This window comes from Catenovulum maritimum, assembly GCF_001050375.1.
GTDB lineage: Bacteria > Pseudomonadota > Gammaproteobacteria > Enterobacterales > Alteromonadaceae > Catenovulum > Catenovulum maritimum.
On sequence record NZ_KQ130503.1, the window covers coordinates 1 to 16,768 of the forward strand.

The following is a 16,768-nucleotide window of genomic DNA, read 5'->3' on the forward strand; positions in this document are numbered from 1 at the left end:
GATTTAGCTCTACAAGAACGGGTAGATTAGATGACTGGATATCATACTTTAAGGCTGATCTTAGGCGATCAACTTAACGCCAACCACTCTTGGTTTAAGCAAAAATCAGATGACACTGTCTACATGATTGCTGAAATTAAACAAGAAGCAACTTACGTTAAACATCACATTCAAAAGATAGGTGCTTTTTTCTTAGCTATGACTGAATTTGCTAACGCATTAAAAAATGCTGGGCACCAAGTCATCCACTTAACTTTAGATGAAACCCAAAATTTTGATAATTTTACACAACTGATTGCAAGCTATAGTAAGCAACTTAAAATCTCTAAATTTGAATATCAAAGACCAGATGAATATAGGTTAGCCGACGAATTTAATCTGCTGAATTTTGACTCTAACATCACAAAAAAAATGTATGAAACAGAACATTTTTTATTGCCATTTGAGCAGATAAATCAAGAAATTGAGGAGAATAAACACCAAACCATGGAAGTATTTTATCGCAAAATGCGTAAGCGATTTAATATATTAATGGATGGCAACAAACCCTTACACGGTAAATGGAATTTCGATCAAGCCAATAGAAATAAACTAAAAAAACAAGACCTGCCCGATTTACCAACGCCCCTCATATTTAACAATGATATAAGCGGCATTTTGCTTAGAATAAAAAAGTACAAAATAGAAACCATAGGCACTAGTGGTAACAATTTACTTTGGCCTGTCAACCGCAAACAAGCTAAAGCGCTCCTTAAGCATTTCTGCCAATCCTGTTTAGCTCAATTTGGTCACTTTCAAGATGCTATGACCTGTCAATCAGATAAAAAATGGAGCTTGTACCACTCAAGACTTTCTTTTGCATTAAACACTAAAATGCTTCATCCACTTCAGGTAATACAAGCAGTTCTTAAAAAATATCATGCACAACTAACACAACCCCCTGAGATAGATATAGCTCAAGTAGAAGGTTTTATTCGACAAATAATAGGCTGGCGAGAATACATTCGAGCGATTTATTGGCGCAATATGCCAAAATATATTACACATAACCAACTTGCAGCTAAACGTGATTTACCTGAAATGTATTGGCATGCTAAAACCAAAATGAAATGTATGTCTGAAGCTATTCAACAATCTCTCGATACTGCATACGCCCACCACATACAAAGGTTAATGGTAACAGGAAATTTTGCCCTATTAGTCGGCGTCGAGCCTAAGCAAATTCATCAATGGTATTTGGCTATTTACATCGATGCAATTGAATGGGTGGAGCTGCCAAATACTTTAGGTATGTCGCAATATGCTGATGGCGGTTTAATAGCAACTAAACCCTATACATCCAGTGGAAATTATATCAATAAAATGAGTGATTATTGTGCTAATTGCCAGTACGATGTAAAACAAACTCTAAGTGAAAAAGCTTGTCCGTTTAATAGTTTATACTGGAACTTTATTGCCCAGCATCAAGTTAAATTTAAGCACAACCACAGAATGAGCATGATGAACAACCTTTGGTATAAAAAGTCTCAACAAGAACAAGCGCAAATCATGCTACACGCTAAAGGCTTGCTCCAAAATATAAATAATTTATAAAACTATTCCTTTCAAGGGGCAATATGTCTGATTATAAGTCGTCTAAAGTACCCACATCAAGGCTCGCTCGTTTGTCAAAAATTGGTGGCCTGGCGACCAGTATTGCTGGAAATATGCTAACGAGCAGTATCAAAGATTTAAGTAAAGGTGAAAAGCCTAACCTGCAAAAATTAATGCTCACGCCTAAAAATATCGAAAGCATTGCCTCTAAACTCTCGCAAATGCGTGGTGCTGCGATGAAAGTAGGTCAACTTCTTTCTATGGATACTGGAGATTTATTACCAGAAGAATTAAGCGATCTGTTAGCAAAATTAAGAGCGGATGCCACTCCAATGCCACATAAGCAATTAGTTTCAGTGTTAAAAGGAAATTGGGGCGAACACTGGATAGATAGTTTCTCTCATTTTGATTTAAAACCTTTCGCTGCGGCTTCAATTGGCCAAGTTCACCTAGCCTATTCTGAAAGAGGTGAAAAGCTTGCGGTAAAAGTTCAGTATCCCGGTATTCAACAAACGATCGACAGTGACGTCGATAATGTAGCCAGCTTAATTAAATTAACTCGGTTGTTACCTGATCATATCGAGATTGATGAGTTACTGACGCAAGCAAAACAACAACTGCATACCGAAGCGAATTATATCCAAGAAGCGAGTTACCTAGCTCAATATCAAACTGCACTCGGTAACAATGACGACTTTATATTGCCCGTAAGTTACCCAGAATTAAATACAGAAAATATTCTATGCATGCAGTTTGTTGAAGGCGAATCAATTGAAAACTGTGTTTATTTAGCGCAAGACGAGCGTAATAAAATTATTGCCTCGCTGTTTAAGTTATTCGCTCAAGAATTATTTCGTTTTAAGTTGATGCAATCCGATCCTAATTTTGCAAACTTTATGTATAACCAAGCTGATAACAAAATCGTTTTAATTGATTTTGGTGCTACTCGTGAAATCCCTGAGCATGTCAGTCAAGGGTATTTTCAATTTATGCTATCGGCTATAGAACAAAATGAAACGAACATGATGCAAGCTGCTGAAAAAATAGGATTCTTCAGAAGCGATATCAGCGATTCGCATAAAAAAGACATCACCAAAATATTTTACTTAGCAACTAAACCTTTAAGGTATGACGGCGAATTTGATTTCGCCAACAGTGACTTTACCAATGAAGTAAAAGAAGCAAGTCACGTGATCGGAGCAGATAAAGACCAATGGCATACGCCGCCAATAGACGCCATATTTATACACAGAAAACTCGGTGGACTTTATCTATTAGCAGCAAAATTAAAAGCTAAAGTGAATTTAAATCAAATATTCAGTCAAATATTGATGCAATCCAGATAAGAGAGATGACTAGCTTTTCCAAACAGAATAGAAACCCAATTTAGTTAACCTTAACTCGGGATAAGAAATTAGCTAACCCCATTAAACTATTGGTATTATTGATTTTTTATTTCTTGAAAGATATTTTTTCTTAGAACAAGGCGAATTTGCGTACGTAATAGCTGGCTATTACTAGCGAATTCAACGCAGTTATCAGGAAAAAGGCCCTCAAGAAAGCAAGTTGTTATCCCAAATTGAGGTTAGTTATTCAATTAGTCAAAGGTTTCAGATGCAAGTGACTTTGTTAGCATTCAACACCATGGTAGTAAAAGTTATTCTCAAAGTGTTGAGAGAACTGACCGCAGTAATACGATAAAATTCCGAAAGATTTAAATCATCCCTGTATAAAGAATTAACAATGTGGCTGATAAACACCTGAAAAACACATTAACCCCAAAATCAAAACCAATCAAAAACCAAACACAAACAACAAAAGTAATCACATAAGTCCCAAAAACGATCTTTTAGTTATTAAAAACCACGTTTATATGCTTTTTTATTACTAAAAAAGATTAAAAATGATTGCCAAAAAGCAATTTTGACCTAAAATCGCGATCATGAGTCAAGGGAACATTTTAATAACAAAATGTCAACACCTCGCTCTTTTTTCGAGGATTTTAAAATGAACAAAAAAAGCACCACTAGCACATTCAAACTAAACCAAATTGCAATTGCAGTTGGGTTATTGTCAATTCCGAACGCAGTGTTAGCACAACAAGCGCAGGACGAAGAGACTGAAGTAATCGCTGTTACAGGTGTGCGTAGCTCGTTAGAAGCAGCACTTCTCACCAAGCGTGAAGCAATCTCTGTTGTTGATGCTATTTCTGCGTCTGACATTGACGCCTTACCCGCATTAGATTTAGGTGAAGCTCTACAAGCAATACCTGGCATCCAGTTACAAACTGACGACGGTCAACGTAACTCAGAAATTACTTTGCGTGGTTTATCTGGGGGTTTCGTTAAAACGACTGCTGAAGGCATGTCGTTTGCTAACCCTAGCCGAAGTGAAGCAGAAGAAGGTGGTTCAAATCCATTTGGCTCATTTGAAGCAAGCGTATTTGACGGTGTAACCGTAGTTAAATCTCCAACTGCAGATATGCAAGAAGGTGGTATTGCAGGTACGATTGATAAAAAATTACAACGAGCTTTAGGTAAAAAAAGTGGCAAATACTCTGTGAGTTTGGGTGGCCGCTATGAAGAATTAACCGATGACTGGAATAAAGAGTTTAAAATTCAAGGTTCACACCACTTTATTCAAGACAAATTTGCTATTGCGTTTAAAGTAGCAGGTTCTGAGCAAAATTTCCGTAAAGACACTGCAAACTATACCCAATACTCAACTTTAGTTGAAAGCCAATATCAAAAAGATACCAACGGTGAATTTATATTAGATGCGAACGGCAAAAGAAAAGAAACAAGCGCTAACTACAACATCATAGATTCAGACTTAGCTGCATATAAAACGAAACACGGTTTAGACCCAAACGCAGTTGTTAAAGCTGTTACACGAGCAGGTCAAGTATCTGAAGTATCAAGCGGCGACCGAATATCTGCAACCGTTAATCTTGAATTTAAACCAACAGACAACTTAAAACTTGGCACAAATTTGTTATATACAAAACGTACATTAGACGAAAGTAATTTTGAAGATGTACAGTTTTCTGTGCCGAATAATCCAAATGCAAAAAATGCGTTAATTGAACCTATTGGTGCACCAATTCAATTGGCGAATAACGAAGCTGGCAATCCAGTTTATGCAGTAAGCCATGTAAAATTAACCAACGCAAACTGGGCTCCTGCCAATCGCTTGATGTCGTATACAGAAGAAGCTAAAGGTATATTTTTATACGCAGATTATGCGACCGACGACTGGGTATTTAATACCGCAGCCAGCTATTCAAAGTCTTTAAACGAATTTCAAAACCAAGGTTTAGATATTCGTCATACCAATAAAGGTTCAGGAAAATATACCCTAAAAGAAGGTAGTACCACAATCGACTCAATTAACTGGGCACCCAGCGGAATTGATGTAGAAATTAACACTGGAAACGGCGATTTATCAAAGGCTTACACAAAAGCCTCTGGATTCGATAGCGTAGACTACGATGCAACTTACACCTATATGAACAGTGAAGGTAAAGAGGTTACTGCAGGTTGGTCTGAAGTACCACTAACAAGTTTTAGCAGCACACTAAACCCACTCGCAACTGGTGGTAAACAAGTGCAATTCTTCGTTAATGGCCGTGTTGACCGACCAGAAAGAACTGAAAAAAGCTTTCAGTTTGATGCAAAACGTTTTATTGATTTAGGTTTTGATTCCGCTAAATTCACCTCGGTTAAATTTGGTGTACGCCATTCTAACGAAGAACTTAATAACACGGATTTACGTGTGGGCGCCGGTGGCATTAATGTCAACGCATTAACCTCTGAAAACTTGTTCAAAGAGCAGCTATTTTCAGACGTGCAGAACCCATATTTTAATGGCGAATTTTCTGGATATTACAATGGTGAAGGTGGTTGGAAATCTATTGATTCAAACAATTTAAAAGCTTTATTACAAACGAATATGCGCGAGTTAGAAGGTGCAGTAGAAGCAGACCCGACTGGCTTTTATATCAAAGGTAGCTCAACAACACCAAATGACTTTTTGACCAGAAACTTTGCGGCAGACCAACAAATAAACGCCGCATACATTATGGCCGAATTCGAAGGTAGTTTAGCGAATATAGATTACCGTGGTAACACGGGTATCCGCCATGTTCAGACTAAAAATGACATTACGGGCGTCAGCAACATTAACGGCGAGTGGATCACGAACGTAACGGAAAACGATTATAGCCATAGTCTGCCATCGGCAAATATTTCATTCGACATTACTGACGATGTGATTGTTCGTGCTGCCTATGCAGAAGCACTGGTACGTCCAAACTTACGTTCGCAGTTGCCAACAGGCACAATATCGTCAAACGCGAGTAAAGTAAAAGTGACGCTACCTAAAAGTGGTTTAGAGCCATACACTTCTTCAAACTATGATTTGTCGATCGAATGGTATAACCGTGAAGGCAGTGCGATTTCTTTTGGCGTTTTCTCTAAGGAAATTGCTGGGTTATTCCGCGATCAAGTCGCCTGTCCAGTTGGTTTTGAAAATATTTTTGGTGGCGAAATTGGTGCCGTCGAATTATCAAAAAATACCGCTGGTGAACTAACCTGTATGGAGTTAAGCCCATATGTTGATGAAAATGGGGTTGAAGGCGTACGCAGAGAAGTTGAAGTAAAATATACGATTAATAGTGAAGATACCACAGATGTTTTAGGTTATGAGCTGTCAATTCAACAAAAATTAGACTTTTTGCCTTATCCTTGGAGCGGGTTCGGTGGTGTATTTAACTATACTTACGTGGATACAGAAACATTAGTTGATGGCAAAAAACAGCCTATGGAAAAAGTATCACCACGCTCTTATAACCTTATCGGTTATTGGGAAAATGAAAAATTAAGCATGCGTTTAGCGTATAACTGGCAAGACACAAAACTCATCAGTTCTGGTGGTTCAGTTGGTTTCTTAGGAAGTGAAAGCCGTGAACAATCTGCTGGCGGACGTTTAGACTTCTCAGGTTCATACAAGTTAATGAAAAACTTAAAAGTAAACTTGTTGGCATACAACTTAAATGACCGCCAAGAGTATGAGTTTACTGGTGGTAATGAAGACGCGTTATACCGTATGCGTTATTCTGGTCGTACTTATCAGGTTAACGTTAATTACGCTTTCTAATAACGATTAACATGCCGAGTAACTTTAAAGGCCGATGTTCATTGAACATCGGCCTTTTTATTTAATTAAAACCTAAATGACAGGCATTGTTAAAAACCATAAATTACAAATACTTACAACTCATGTCTATTTATTTTCATCTGTAATTTGACAAATCAAAAATCCACTCCAAACCTAACTGTATAAGTAACCACGCATGACTATAAATATAGTTATCTTATGGCCAAACCCAGAAGCAGTTTAATATCATTATCCGACACCCCTTATTATCATTGCATTTCGCGTTGTGTCAGGTGTGGTTATGATAAAACCACTAAAAAGAGCTTTGAACATAGAAAAGTTTGGTTAGTTGAACGCATTCAAAAGCTCGCCGCTATTTTCATCATAGATGTAGCTGCTTTCGCTGTTATGAGTAATCACTATCGCTTAGTTTTAAGAATCAATACAGGTGCTGCGGATGCTTTAAGCCCTGATGAGGTTTTATCTCGTTGGCAATGCAGCGCTTTGGCAGCGATGGTAATCTATGTTTAGGCTTGCAAAGTTAATTGGATTATCTTTGTCAGCTTTTAAGTTTACGATCACTGCTTTATTTAAACGTAACTGATTTTCAAAATAGTTGTGACTACACACAAAATTTAGCGCGGTATCTTTGGCTAATTTTACATTTTGAGGCAAAGGTCGCTCAAACCCAGTAATGTGAATAGATAGGACTATATTGGGCCCTGAATCGTTAAAAGATAATATAGACCATTTGTTCTTGATACTTGATAGTTGTTTTATATCATCGGAAAAAGGTTCGTCATTTACGTCATAACTATATTTTTCATGAAATCCGTAAATTAATGACACGATTATTGAAAGTATCCATATTGAAAATTTAATTAATTGTTTGTTTTCACGCATAGTTAAAGCTGCATAACATTATATTGAACGGCGAAAAACCTAAATGAAGAAAAACCTAAATGACAGGCATTGTTAAAAAATAGAAGCTGGACAAACCATAACCTATTGATTTAGTTGTTCTCTATAAGTGTCTGACCAGATAGTTTATATATTATACTCGTAATTCCATTGGTTGAAAGCTAATACCATCTTTTTCACCTGCGGTATCAGATTCAATAAAACCAAACTTTCTATATACCGGGATTGCGTATATGGAAGATCGAAGTGTATAAGTATTAGATATACATACGCTAGTTGCAAACTCCCAAAGTGCTCGTGATAACCCTTTCCCTTGATGCTTCTCCGATACAAAAAGGTGAAACAAATGACTATTTCCTTTCATTGCAAGGTATCCGATTATTTCACCATCAAGCTCATAAATAAAATTGGAATATTCATGGCTTTCTAAGCGTTTTAAAAAAGCACTGTGAGTAAGCGTTTGAGCAAACCATTCTGGTAATTCATTTTCAGACTTTGTTAAATAAAAATGTGAAAGAGAGGTAACCAGCTCACTTATTTTGACCACATCATTTGTTTTAGCGGCTCGAATGTGCATAAATTATCCTTCGATGCTAGCTCTTCACTGTGAGTCGCTAGGTGCGCCATACATCAAGCTCATAAGTAGTAAATTTATGACCATATAATTCAGTCTCATATACCTGATTGGCTAGCTTCTGTAAAAATTTATATTTAGGTCGTGTATGAAGAAAATGTACGTAAACTTTATTATGTCCAAATAATTTCGCCCAAGACATCACCTCACGGAAGACTCGAACACCTTTACCCCAATAGTTATCATCAATAACAATAGCTATTTCATAGTGGTTATTTTCATATTGAATCCCACACCAACCAATTAATTGCCCTTTAAAATATATAGCTCTAATTTTACACCCATTAATAGAATCAACTTCAGCTTTAGATTGCATCCAATTCTCTGCGCTGCGTAAATCAAATAGCTCATGCTTCATTAAGTGTTCTCGAAGTTTTAACTTATTTAAAATAGGTAAAAAATCTTTGACAGCTATTTCTTCAAATTTCTTAAATTCTAGGCTTTCAATATTCACTGAATTCACACTAACTGTCATACTAAGAAGCTATATATAACGGATAAAATAAGCTAGGTACGAGCAAAAACCAACCGTTTTTTGTACTTGTTTAATTTTACTTCCTCAAACCTGACATGAGAATAGAAGCAATAAAATTCATAACCTATTGACTTAATTATTTTCTATACGTTTCTGTCTAGATAATTTAGGGGGTTTCGACGGCTTATTAGACCTTACCAAATAAAGGGCTTTCACCTCCAGTTTTATGCCAACTTACCTTGGCTCACTGCCTGTCATACTAGTTTTTAAGCGGATTGGTTTGAATAGACTATACTCTTTCTATTAGAGTTATTAAGGCACTTTAGCTATGTATGCTTGGATAAAGTGGTGTGTGTTAGCACTTATTGTTGGCCAGTCTTGCTATGCGAAAGATATCGTTTATCGGGGTCTTGGGGTCTACCGTGATGCTTATCATACTGAATTATTACAAACTATTTTAGATCATAGCAAACACGGTGCTTACGACGCTAAGAGTTATCATTTAACAATACCGCATCAACGTGCCTTTGAACTTTTAACCTCCAAAAGGGATATAGATATAACAATAGGTTATGCCACACAAGAACGATTAGATTTATACCAAGCGATCCCAATCCCTATAATGAAAGGCTTAAGTGGCTGGCGCGTAGTACTCGTGCACGAAGATAACATCAACACATTTAAAGATATCAAAACTTTAAATCAGCTTAAAACCTACAAACCTGGCATGTTTCATACTTGGACAGACAATAAAATATTTGAACACAATGGTATTGAATCGACTAAAGGTGCACATTGGGTTGGCTTATTTCGTATGTTGCACAAAAAGCGCTTTGATTATTTCCCGATGTCCATATTAGAAGCCGCACGAGAAGCAAAACTGTATAAACAAGAATATCAACTATCGATTGCAGTCGATCCCTATATACTGATCACTTACCCCGTCTGTTTTTATTTTTATGTTGAAAAAAACAATCACGAGTTAGCTCAACATTTGAATCAAGGCTTTGAGAAAATAATAGCCAACGGCGAATTTGATAAAATTTTTTCAAAACACCACAGTGGTATACTTAAAGAATTTTTCACCGGAAGTCGAAAGGTGATTCGGTTAAAAAATCCACTGTTACCTCAGAGTGTTCCACTAGAAAGAGCTGAACTTTGGTTACACTACCAATATTCTGATTCTCGTCCAACAACACTTTATAAATAGTAGCGCGTTGATACTCTATTTTACATGATAGGCATTGCTAAGACATATCAATTACAATCACTTAAAATTAATGTCTGTTTATTTTACATCCACAATTTGACAAAAAGCACTAATACCAAAGTAGCTTGAACATTCATAAAAACAAAAAAGGCTTTGTCGTAAAACAAAGCCTTTTAAATTTGCCATTTGGTTAACTTTTTTGTAAATATTTAAGCCATTTCAATATATTACTTTAAGCTAAGCTAGCGCTTACCAGCCTTTAACACCTTTCATATCCGGTAAATGGTGGGCAATCCCTTTGTGGCAATCTATACAGGTTTTTTCACCACTTGCCAGTGCCGTGCTATGCATCGCTGCTGCGCGTTTTCCTTGCAGGGTAAAATCCATAGAATCAAAGTTGTGGCAGTTACGACACTCTAATGAGTCGTTTGCTTTTAACCTTGCCCATTCATTCTCTGCTAAATGACGGCGTTTTTCTAAAAATTTGTCGCGAGTTGCTATCGTGCCAAATATTTTACCCCAGACTTCTTTAGAGGCTGCCATTTTACGTGCAATTTTGTTTGACCATTCATGTGGCACATGGCAATCAGGACAAGTTGCTCGAACACCTGAGCGATTAGAGTAATGAATAGTTGGTTGTAACTCTTCAAATACATTATCTCGCATTTCATGGCATCCAACACAAAACTCTTCTGTGTTGGTCATTTCTAATGCGGTGTTAAAGCCACCCCAAAAGATAATGCCGGCGATAAAGCCGCCTAGGGCTAAAAAGCCTAGGCTAAAGTGAACGCTGGGGCGATTAAAAGTCCGCCAGAAGTTTTTCAACCATTTCATAGCTTACTCCTCTTCTTTTTCGGCTTTAATCACCATTTTTTCCATATCAACAAACTCATTTTTCACCACGGGTTTGGCGTCGGTTTGCGGGACATGGCATTGGTTACAAAAATAGCGTCTTGGTGAAATTTCCGCTAAGAAGTTTCCATCTCTGTCCATGTAGTGAGTAACAGAGATCATAGGCGCTTGGCTTTCTTCAGTTCGAGTTCGGTTGTGACAAGCCATACATTTATTAACGTTTAAGTTAATTTCGTAACCTCTAATATTGTGCGGCACTAAAGGCGGCTGCATTGGGTAGTTACGAGCTTGCTTAATGTCGTTTTTAATTGGCTTTGCAATTTCTGGCGCTGTCACTTCTTCGTCAATTTCAGCTTTCAAAATTGGGTTAATTGGATCTGCATTTACTTGTGTCATCACCGTAGAGAAAAACGCAATGGCCATGGTTAAAGTAAAACCGATAAATGTTTTTTGTTTCATGACGTTTCTCCTAAACTTTTTCAACTTTAACAGCACATTTTTTGAAATCTGTCTGTTTAGAAATTGGATCCGTTGCATCAAGCGTGACTTTGTTAATCAACCTTGCCGCATCAAACCATGGTACAAAAACTAGGCCTTGCGGTGGTTTGTTACGTCCACGCGTTTCTACACGAATATTAATATGGCCTCGACGAGAAGTTAGTTTTACTTCGTCACCTCGGCGTAAGCCGCGTTTTTTAGCATCTTGTGGGTGCATGTAAATTAACGCATCAGGCACGGCTTTATGTAACTCTGGTACACGTTGAGTCATAGAGCCACTATGCCAGTGCTCTAGTACTCGGCCAGTGCTTAACCATAGGTCATATTCTTTGTCTGGGACTTCTGGCGCAGCTTCATAAGGCAAGGCAAATATAATCGCTTTACCGTCTGGTTTGCCGTAAAACTCAAAGCCTTTACCCGCTTTAACATAAGGATCTGAGCCTTCTCTATAGCGCCATTTAGTTTCGACACCATCCACAACTGGCCAGCGTAAACCACGCTCTTGGTGATATCTGTCGTATGGTGCTAAATCATGGCCATGGTCTCGGCCAAAAGCTGCATATTCTTCAAATAAACCTTTTTGAATGTAAAAGCCGAATTCTCTCGCTTCATCATTTAGTCTATCGTCAGGCACTTCGTTTAAGCCGTATGCATCTACGTTGCCATTTTTAAATAGCACTTCGTATAAGGTTTTTTCCGCTAATTCAGGTTGTTTAGCGATTAAATCTGCGGGCCAAACTTCGTTAATTTTAAAGCGTTTTGAAAACTCTACCATTTGCCACATGTCAGATTTTGCTTCACCTGGCGCTTTAACTTGTTGGTACCAAGATTGGGTACGTCGCTCTGCATTACCATATGCACCTTCTTTTTCTACCCACATTGCTGTTGGTAAAATCAGGTCGCCGGCTTGCGCTGTTACTGTTGGATAGACGTCAGAGACTATGATGAAGTTGTCAGGGTTACGATAACCTGGGAAGCCTTCTTCATTAATATTTGCTGCTGCTTGCATGTTGTTATTACATTGCACCCAGTAAACATTTAAGTCGCCATCTTTTAATTTACGGTTATGTAAAACGGCGTGGTAACCCGGTTTAGGTGGAACTGTGCCTTCTGGCAATTTCCAGATTTTTTCAGCGTAAGCTCTATGCTTAGGATTAGCGACGACCATGTCTGCTGGTAATCTATGGCTAAAAGTACCGACTTCACGAGCTGTACCACAAGCTGAAGGCTGACCCGTTAATGAGAATGGGCTGTTACCTGGCGTAGAGATTTTGCCTGTTAGTAAGTGAATATTATAGATTAGGTTATTTGCCCATACACCACGTGTATGTTGGTTCATACCCATAGTCCATAATGACATAACTTTTTTGTTTGGATCTGCGTAGAGTTTTGCTAACTTCTCAAGTTGAGCTTCGCCAACACCTGAAATTTCTGCCGTTTTTTCTGCCGTATATTCGCTCACAAATTCTTTGAATTCAGCGAATGTCATTGGCGTTGAGCCTTTTGCATTACCTGCATTTTTAGCCGCTTTTTGTGCTGGATGCTCGTCTCTTAAGCCGTAACCAATATCCGTGACACCACGACGGAAATTAGTGTGTTTGTTGACAAACTCCCAATTCACTTTGTCTTTTTCAATAATGTAGTTAGCTATGTAGTTTAATATGGCTAAATCTGATTGTGGTTCAAAAATAATGGGTAGATCAGCTAAATCAAAGCTTCTGTGCTGGTAAGTTGATAATACGGCAACGTCAACATCTGGATTACTTAAACGACGATCGGTTAAGCGAGTCCATAAGATAGGATGCATTTCGGCCATGTTAGAGCCCCATAATACAAACGCATCTGCAGCTTCAAAATCGTCATAGCAACCCATAGGTTCATCAATACCAAATGTACGCATAAAGCCACCTACAGCAGATGCCATACAGTGTCTCGCATTTGGTTCTAGGTGATTTGTTCTGAACCCAGCTTTCATTAGTTTAACCGCAGCGTAACCTTCCATAACAGTCCACTGACCTGAGCCAAACATACCTATAGAGCCTGCGCCTTTAGTGTTAAGTGCGGCTTTATATTTTTCAGCCATTATGTCAAAAGCAGCGTCCCAACTTATTGGAGCAAAGTCGCCATTTTTGTCATACTTGCCATCTTTCATTCTTAGCAATGGTTGGGTTAATCTGTCTTCGCCATACATTATCTTTGATAAGAAATAGCCTTTAACGCAGTTTAGCCCTCGGTTTACGGGTGATTTAATATCACCATGAGTAGCAACGACTTTACCGTTTTTAGTTGCGACATTAATGCTACATCCTGTACCACAAAAACGACATGGCGCTTTGTCCCACTTAAGCTCAGTTGAGCCGGTACGAGTAATGATATTACTCGCTGTTGCAGGCAGTGTAATGCCTGCTGCTGTTGCTGCAGCACTGGCGGCACTTGCCTTTACAAAACCTCTTCGTGTTATATTCATAATCTCACCTATATTGGCTAATTTTTAATTCTGTTATTTTTTAATCTGTCTATTAATGATTTAAGCTGCGCTTGCATCTTCGTTTTCTGATTCATCTATGTATTCGTGATATACAGGGCTAATATCGATAACCTGTTTCACCGCAGCTAGCTGATCTGATAAATTAGCGATTTCTTTATGATTTGCCGCTTCTAGCGTGACAATAATCTTCGCTTGGCCATCATGCCCATGTACTTCGCAACCATGAATTTGATTACATGAGTCAATCACTGTGACTAAATTTTCTTGTTGGGTTCTAACAATAAAACTCGCGACATGATATTCAGACATGAGTTTGCTCCTGTAGTGTTTGGTTAGTGGTTTTAAGTTGTGCTAAAGGCTTAAACTGGACGGCTTGGGTTGGGCATGGAGATACGCATGCACCGCATTGTATACAAGCATCTAAGTTAATTTGTGGTTGCGCTATGGCACCATTAATGTATTTAAACTCTATGGCTTGAGGCTCGCAGTTTTCACCACAACTTCTGCAATAAATATTTTTTTGCGCCAAGCAGTTGTCTGTTAGCACTGGAAAAAATTGATTAGTTTTGGGATTAGTTTGGTCAATGGCTTTGGTTGGGCAGGCTTTTATACAATCTTCACAAAAGTCACATTCATCCTTTGCAAAATTAAGCTCAGGGTATCCCCCTTCACCTTTTTGAATCACTTTAGTTGGACACGCTTCAATGCATTGATTGCATTGAGTGCATTCATTAGTAAATGTATCTTCTGCTGCGCTCCATGGTGGGCGCATCACGACTAGTTGTGTTTTTTGCGTTAATCTGCCACGTAGTAAGCTACGTTTTGCCAAATCGACCATGATCTAAAATCCAGTTGGGCCAAATAATAATTGGTAAATCCAAATAGAAAATCCATAGCCACTGACTAACAAAATGCTTAATAGTGGAAATAGCACAACTGTGATAAACAAAAATACATTCATTTCTGTTTTTTTAGTGGTTGAATTAGCTTCGTTGCTCATCTTCAGTTCTCACTTTTAAATGTATTCACCCTTGAGCAAATACTTAAGAAATAAAAGTTGGTCAACGCTGCGTCTGCGTTGACCTGTCTCGCGTAAGACATCGACATCTCTCAAATTAAATTAGTAGAATTTTTAATTTGTGATTTTCGATGCAGTGATAATGAATCATGATGAGGGGCAGTACCTTGATATAGATCAGGTTATGAAATTGGTTCGTTTTTAAGTGTCAAAAAGCATGATCTAGATCATGCTTATTCTTAAGCAAAGCCGCTTTTTAAAAATGCACCACGCAATAGCAGTAAATCTTTAATGTTCATTGGTTGTGCTTAATTTTCGAAAAAAACACGTATTTTGGCTTAAATTAAGCCGATTTAGGCCTATTTTAAAGTAGGCATGCTTCGTGCTTGTGTAACCAGTAAGCAGCAAAGTAGCGGTTAACGAAAATGCAAAGTAAGTATGAGTCGCATAGAAGCATAGGACTAAAAGCGCTTTTATTAGTAGAAACGGAAAACTACGACAGAGATCTACGAAATTCATTAGTCACATCTGGTTATGATGTTTATCCAAATATCATGAACATGAAGGTTTTAAAAAAAGTAGATGAAATAGAACCTGATGTCATTATTTTAGATATAGATAGGTTAAGTAATGATGACCTACATAGTTTGTTAATCATTAGTGAAATGAATCCTAAACCTATGGTCATTTTTACTGAGTTTACAGACGCCAGTATGATAGAAAAAATATTAAGCTCTAAAATTAATGCTTATATTGTGGGTGATAAATTACCTCATCATGTTGGTCCAACCGTACAAATTGCGATTGCTCGTTTCAAAGAAGTTGAGTCACTAAAATCAGAACTCACGGAAACCAAACGTAAACTTGAAGGCAGAAAATGGATTGATAAAGCCAAAGGTTTGTTAATGAGCAATAAAGGCATCAATGAAGATCAAGCTTATCAAGCACTACGTAAAATGGCTATGGATAGAAGCCAACGCATCGACGAAGTTGCAAAAAATGTGATTAGTTTTATGGAAACCATGGGTTAGCCTAAACCGCCCAAGTTTCCTTACTACTTTTTAAATAATCACCTAGCCCACCTTTTCACCCCCGTTCCAATCCATTTTATTTTCTTATTTGGCACAAGCATTGCAATTAAGCTTAGAGTTATGTTTTAGCGTCAATTTTCTGTTGCGCTAGTTGCTGAATATTTTGGAGATACTTATGGAACTTGTCGTTGTAATAATGATGATTATATTGTTAATGGTTGCTGCTGTTTCCTTAAAAATGACACAATCGGGTGCGCCTTTCCCTTACCAGAAAAAAAATGCACTTTTTACTGAGCCAGAGCGCGCCTTTATGCTGAAACTAGAGCATGCGGTTGGCGATCAATACAGAATCGTTAATCGCGTTAGGTTAAGTGATCTCGTCACGGTACGCACAGGAACAGACAAAAGAAGTGAGCAAAACGCAAAAGTAAAAGCAGCCAGCAAGATGCTAGATTTTGTATTAATTGACCGTAACACATTAGAGCCTATCGCAGCGATTGATCTCGTCAATATGGAATCTAAAACAGGCTACAAAACCAAACAAGATTGGTTTGTAAAAGGCGCTTTAGATACTGTAAACCTGCCGCATATTCGAATCAAATTAAAAGCAGGTTACAAATCGTCTGAGATAAGAGAATGCCTCGCAAGCAAAATTAAAAACCAGCAGTTATCACCTTTAAATGTCAGAAAAGTAAAACCTAAGGGACTAACTAGACCGATAGGTAACATGCTAACCAAACATATTAACGAGCAAGCAGATAGAGCTGCTGTTGCTTAACGCGTTCGACACTCAAATCACATTGAGTATTTTTAAAACTAAATAAGCTGAGTTGAAGTCTTAATTATTACAGGGAGTAATCATTAAATTTGTAGTTTCAAGTTCAACAGCAA

15 protein-coding genes are annotated in these 16,768 nt (G+C 37.8%); 7 read left to right on the forward strand and 8 right to left on the reverse strand.

Annotation, left to right across the window (positions count from 1 at the left end; translation table 11 throughout):
• Nucleotides 1-30: 30 nt before the first annotated feature.
• From XM47_RS15960 to XM47_RS15975, 4 genes are all read left to right on the forward strand, one after another.
• Nucleotides 31-1,593 (forward strand): cryptochrome/photolyase family protein, encoded by a 1,563-nt coding sequence (locus tag XM47_RS15960; RefSeq protein WP_048694752.1) that lies wholly within the window; start codon nucleotides 31-33, stop codon nucleotides 1,591-1,593.
• Nucleotides 1,594-1,616: 23 nt separating this feature from the next.
• Entirely contained in the window at nucleotides 1,617-2,939 is a 1,323-nt protein-coding gene (locus XM47_RS15965) for an ABC1 kinase family protein (protein WP_048694755.1), read from the forward strand.
• A gap of 661 nt (nucleotides 2,940-3,600) precedes the next feature.
• The gene (locus XM47_RS15970) at nucleotides 3,601-6,750 is read left to right on the forward strand and encodes a TonB-dependent receptor (RefSeq protein ID WP_053084593.1); all 3,150 of its coding nucleotides are present in this window, start codon (nucleotides 3,601-3,603) and stop codon (nucleotides 6,748-6,750) included.
• Nucleotides 6,751-6,969: 219 nt separating this feature from the next.
• Nucleotides 6,970-7,281, forward strand: a complete 312-nt coding sequence (locus tag XM47_RS15975) for a hypothetical protein (RefSeq protein WP_048694758.1) — start codon at nucleotides 6,970-6,972, stop codon at nucleotides 7,279-7,281.
• Nucleotides 7,282-7,804: 523 nt separating this feature from the next.
• Here XM47_RS15975 and XM47_RS15980 read toward each other — a convergent pair.
• Nucleotides 7,805-8,248 (reverse strand): GNAT family N-acetyltransferase, encoded by a 444-nt coding sequence (locus XM47_RS15980; protein ID WP_048694761.1) that lies wholly within the window; start codon nucleotides 8,246-8,248, stop codon nucleotides 7,805-7,807.
• A 37-nt stretch (nucleotides 8,249-8,285) separates the two neighbouring features.
• Nucleotides 8,286-8,780, reverse strand: a complete 495-nt coding sequence (locus XM47_RS15985) for a GNAT family N-acetyltransferase (protein WP_048694763.1) — start codon at nucleotides 8,778-8,780, stop codon at nucleotides 8,286-8,288.
• 328 nt (nucleotides 8,781-9,108) lie between these two features.
• On the opposite strand from XM47_RS15985, the gene XM47_RS15990 reads away from it, so the two are divergent.
• Nucleotides 9,109-9,990 carry a substrate-binding periplasmic protein gene (locus XM47_RS15990; protein ID WP_048694767.1) on the forward strand — a complete coding sequence of 294 codons (882 nt, stop codon included), beginning with the start codon at nucleotides 9,109-9,111 and terminating at the stop codon, nucleotides 9,988-9,990.
• Between the two features lie 249 nt (nucleotides 9,991-10,239).
• Here XM47_RS15990 and XM47_RS15995 read toward each other — a convergent pair whose 3' ends face one another.
• From XM47_RS15995 to XM47_RS18910, 6 genes are read right to left on the reverse strand one after another with little or no spacing between them, the layout of a single operon-like run.
• Nucleotides 10,240-10,824: a cytochrome c3 family protein gene (locus tag XM47_RS15995; RefSeq protein ID WP_048694769.1), complete on the reverse strand. Its 585-nt coding sequence runs from the start codon at nucleotides 10,822-10,824 to the stop codon at nucleotides 10,240-10,242.
• A 3-nt stretch (nucleotides 10,825-10,827) separates the two neighbouring features.
• The gene (locus tag XM47_RS16000) at nucleotides 10,828-11,301 is read right to left on the reverse strand and encodes a nitrate reductase cytochrome c-type subunit (protein ID WP_078061941.1); all 474 of its coding nucleotides are present in this window, start codon (nucleotides 11,299-11,301) and stop codon (nucleotides 10,828-10,830) included.
• 10 nt (nucleotides 11,302-11,311) lie between these two features.
• A complete protein-coding gene (gene napA / locus XM47_RS16005; protein WP_172656551.1) occupies nucleotides 11,312-13,807 on the reverse strand; it encodes a nitrate reductase catalytic subunit NapA in 2,496 nt (831 codons plus the stop codon).
• A gap of 60 nt (nucleotides 13,808-13,867) precedes the next feature.
• Entirely contained in the window at nucleotides 13,868-14,137 is a 270-nt protein-coding gene (locus tag XM47_RS16010; RefSeq protein ID WP_048694772.1) for a chaperone NapD, read from the reverse strand.
• On the reverse strand, nucleotides 14,130-14,666 hold the full coding sequence (gene napF, locus XM47_RS16015; protein WP_048694773.1) for a ferredoxin-type protein NapF: 537 nt from the start codon (nucleotides 14,664-14,666) through the stop codon (nucleotides 14,130-14,132). Before napF ends, XM47_RS16010 begins: the two co-directional genes overlap by 8 nt.
• A gap of 3 nt (nucleotides 14,667-14,669) precedes the next feature.
• Nucleotides 14,670-14,828, reverse strand: coding sequence for a periplasmic nitrate reductase, NapE protein (locus XM47_RS18910; RefSeq protein ID WP_077066587.1), 159 nt, complete (start codon nucleotides 14,826-14,828; stop codon nucleotides 14,670-14,672).
• Between the two features lie 443 nt (nucleotides 14,829-15,271).
• Between XM47_RS18910 and XM47_RS16020 the strand changes: the two genes are divergently transcribed.
• Nucleotides 15,272-15,877, forward strand: a complete 606-nt coding sequence (locus tag XM47_RS16020) for an ANTAR domain-containing response regulator (RefSeq protein WP_048694776.1) — start codon at nucleotides 15,272-15,274, stop codon at nucleotides 15,875-15,877.
• 175 nt (nucleotides 15,878-16,052) lie between these two features.
• A complete protein-coding gene (locus XM47_RS16025) occupies nucleotides 16,053-16,655 on the forward strand; it encodes a DUF2726 domain-containing protein (protein WP_048694780.1) in 603 nt (200 codons plus the stop codon).
• Nucleotides 16,656-16,768 lie beyond the last annotated feature (113 nt).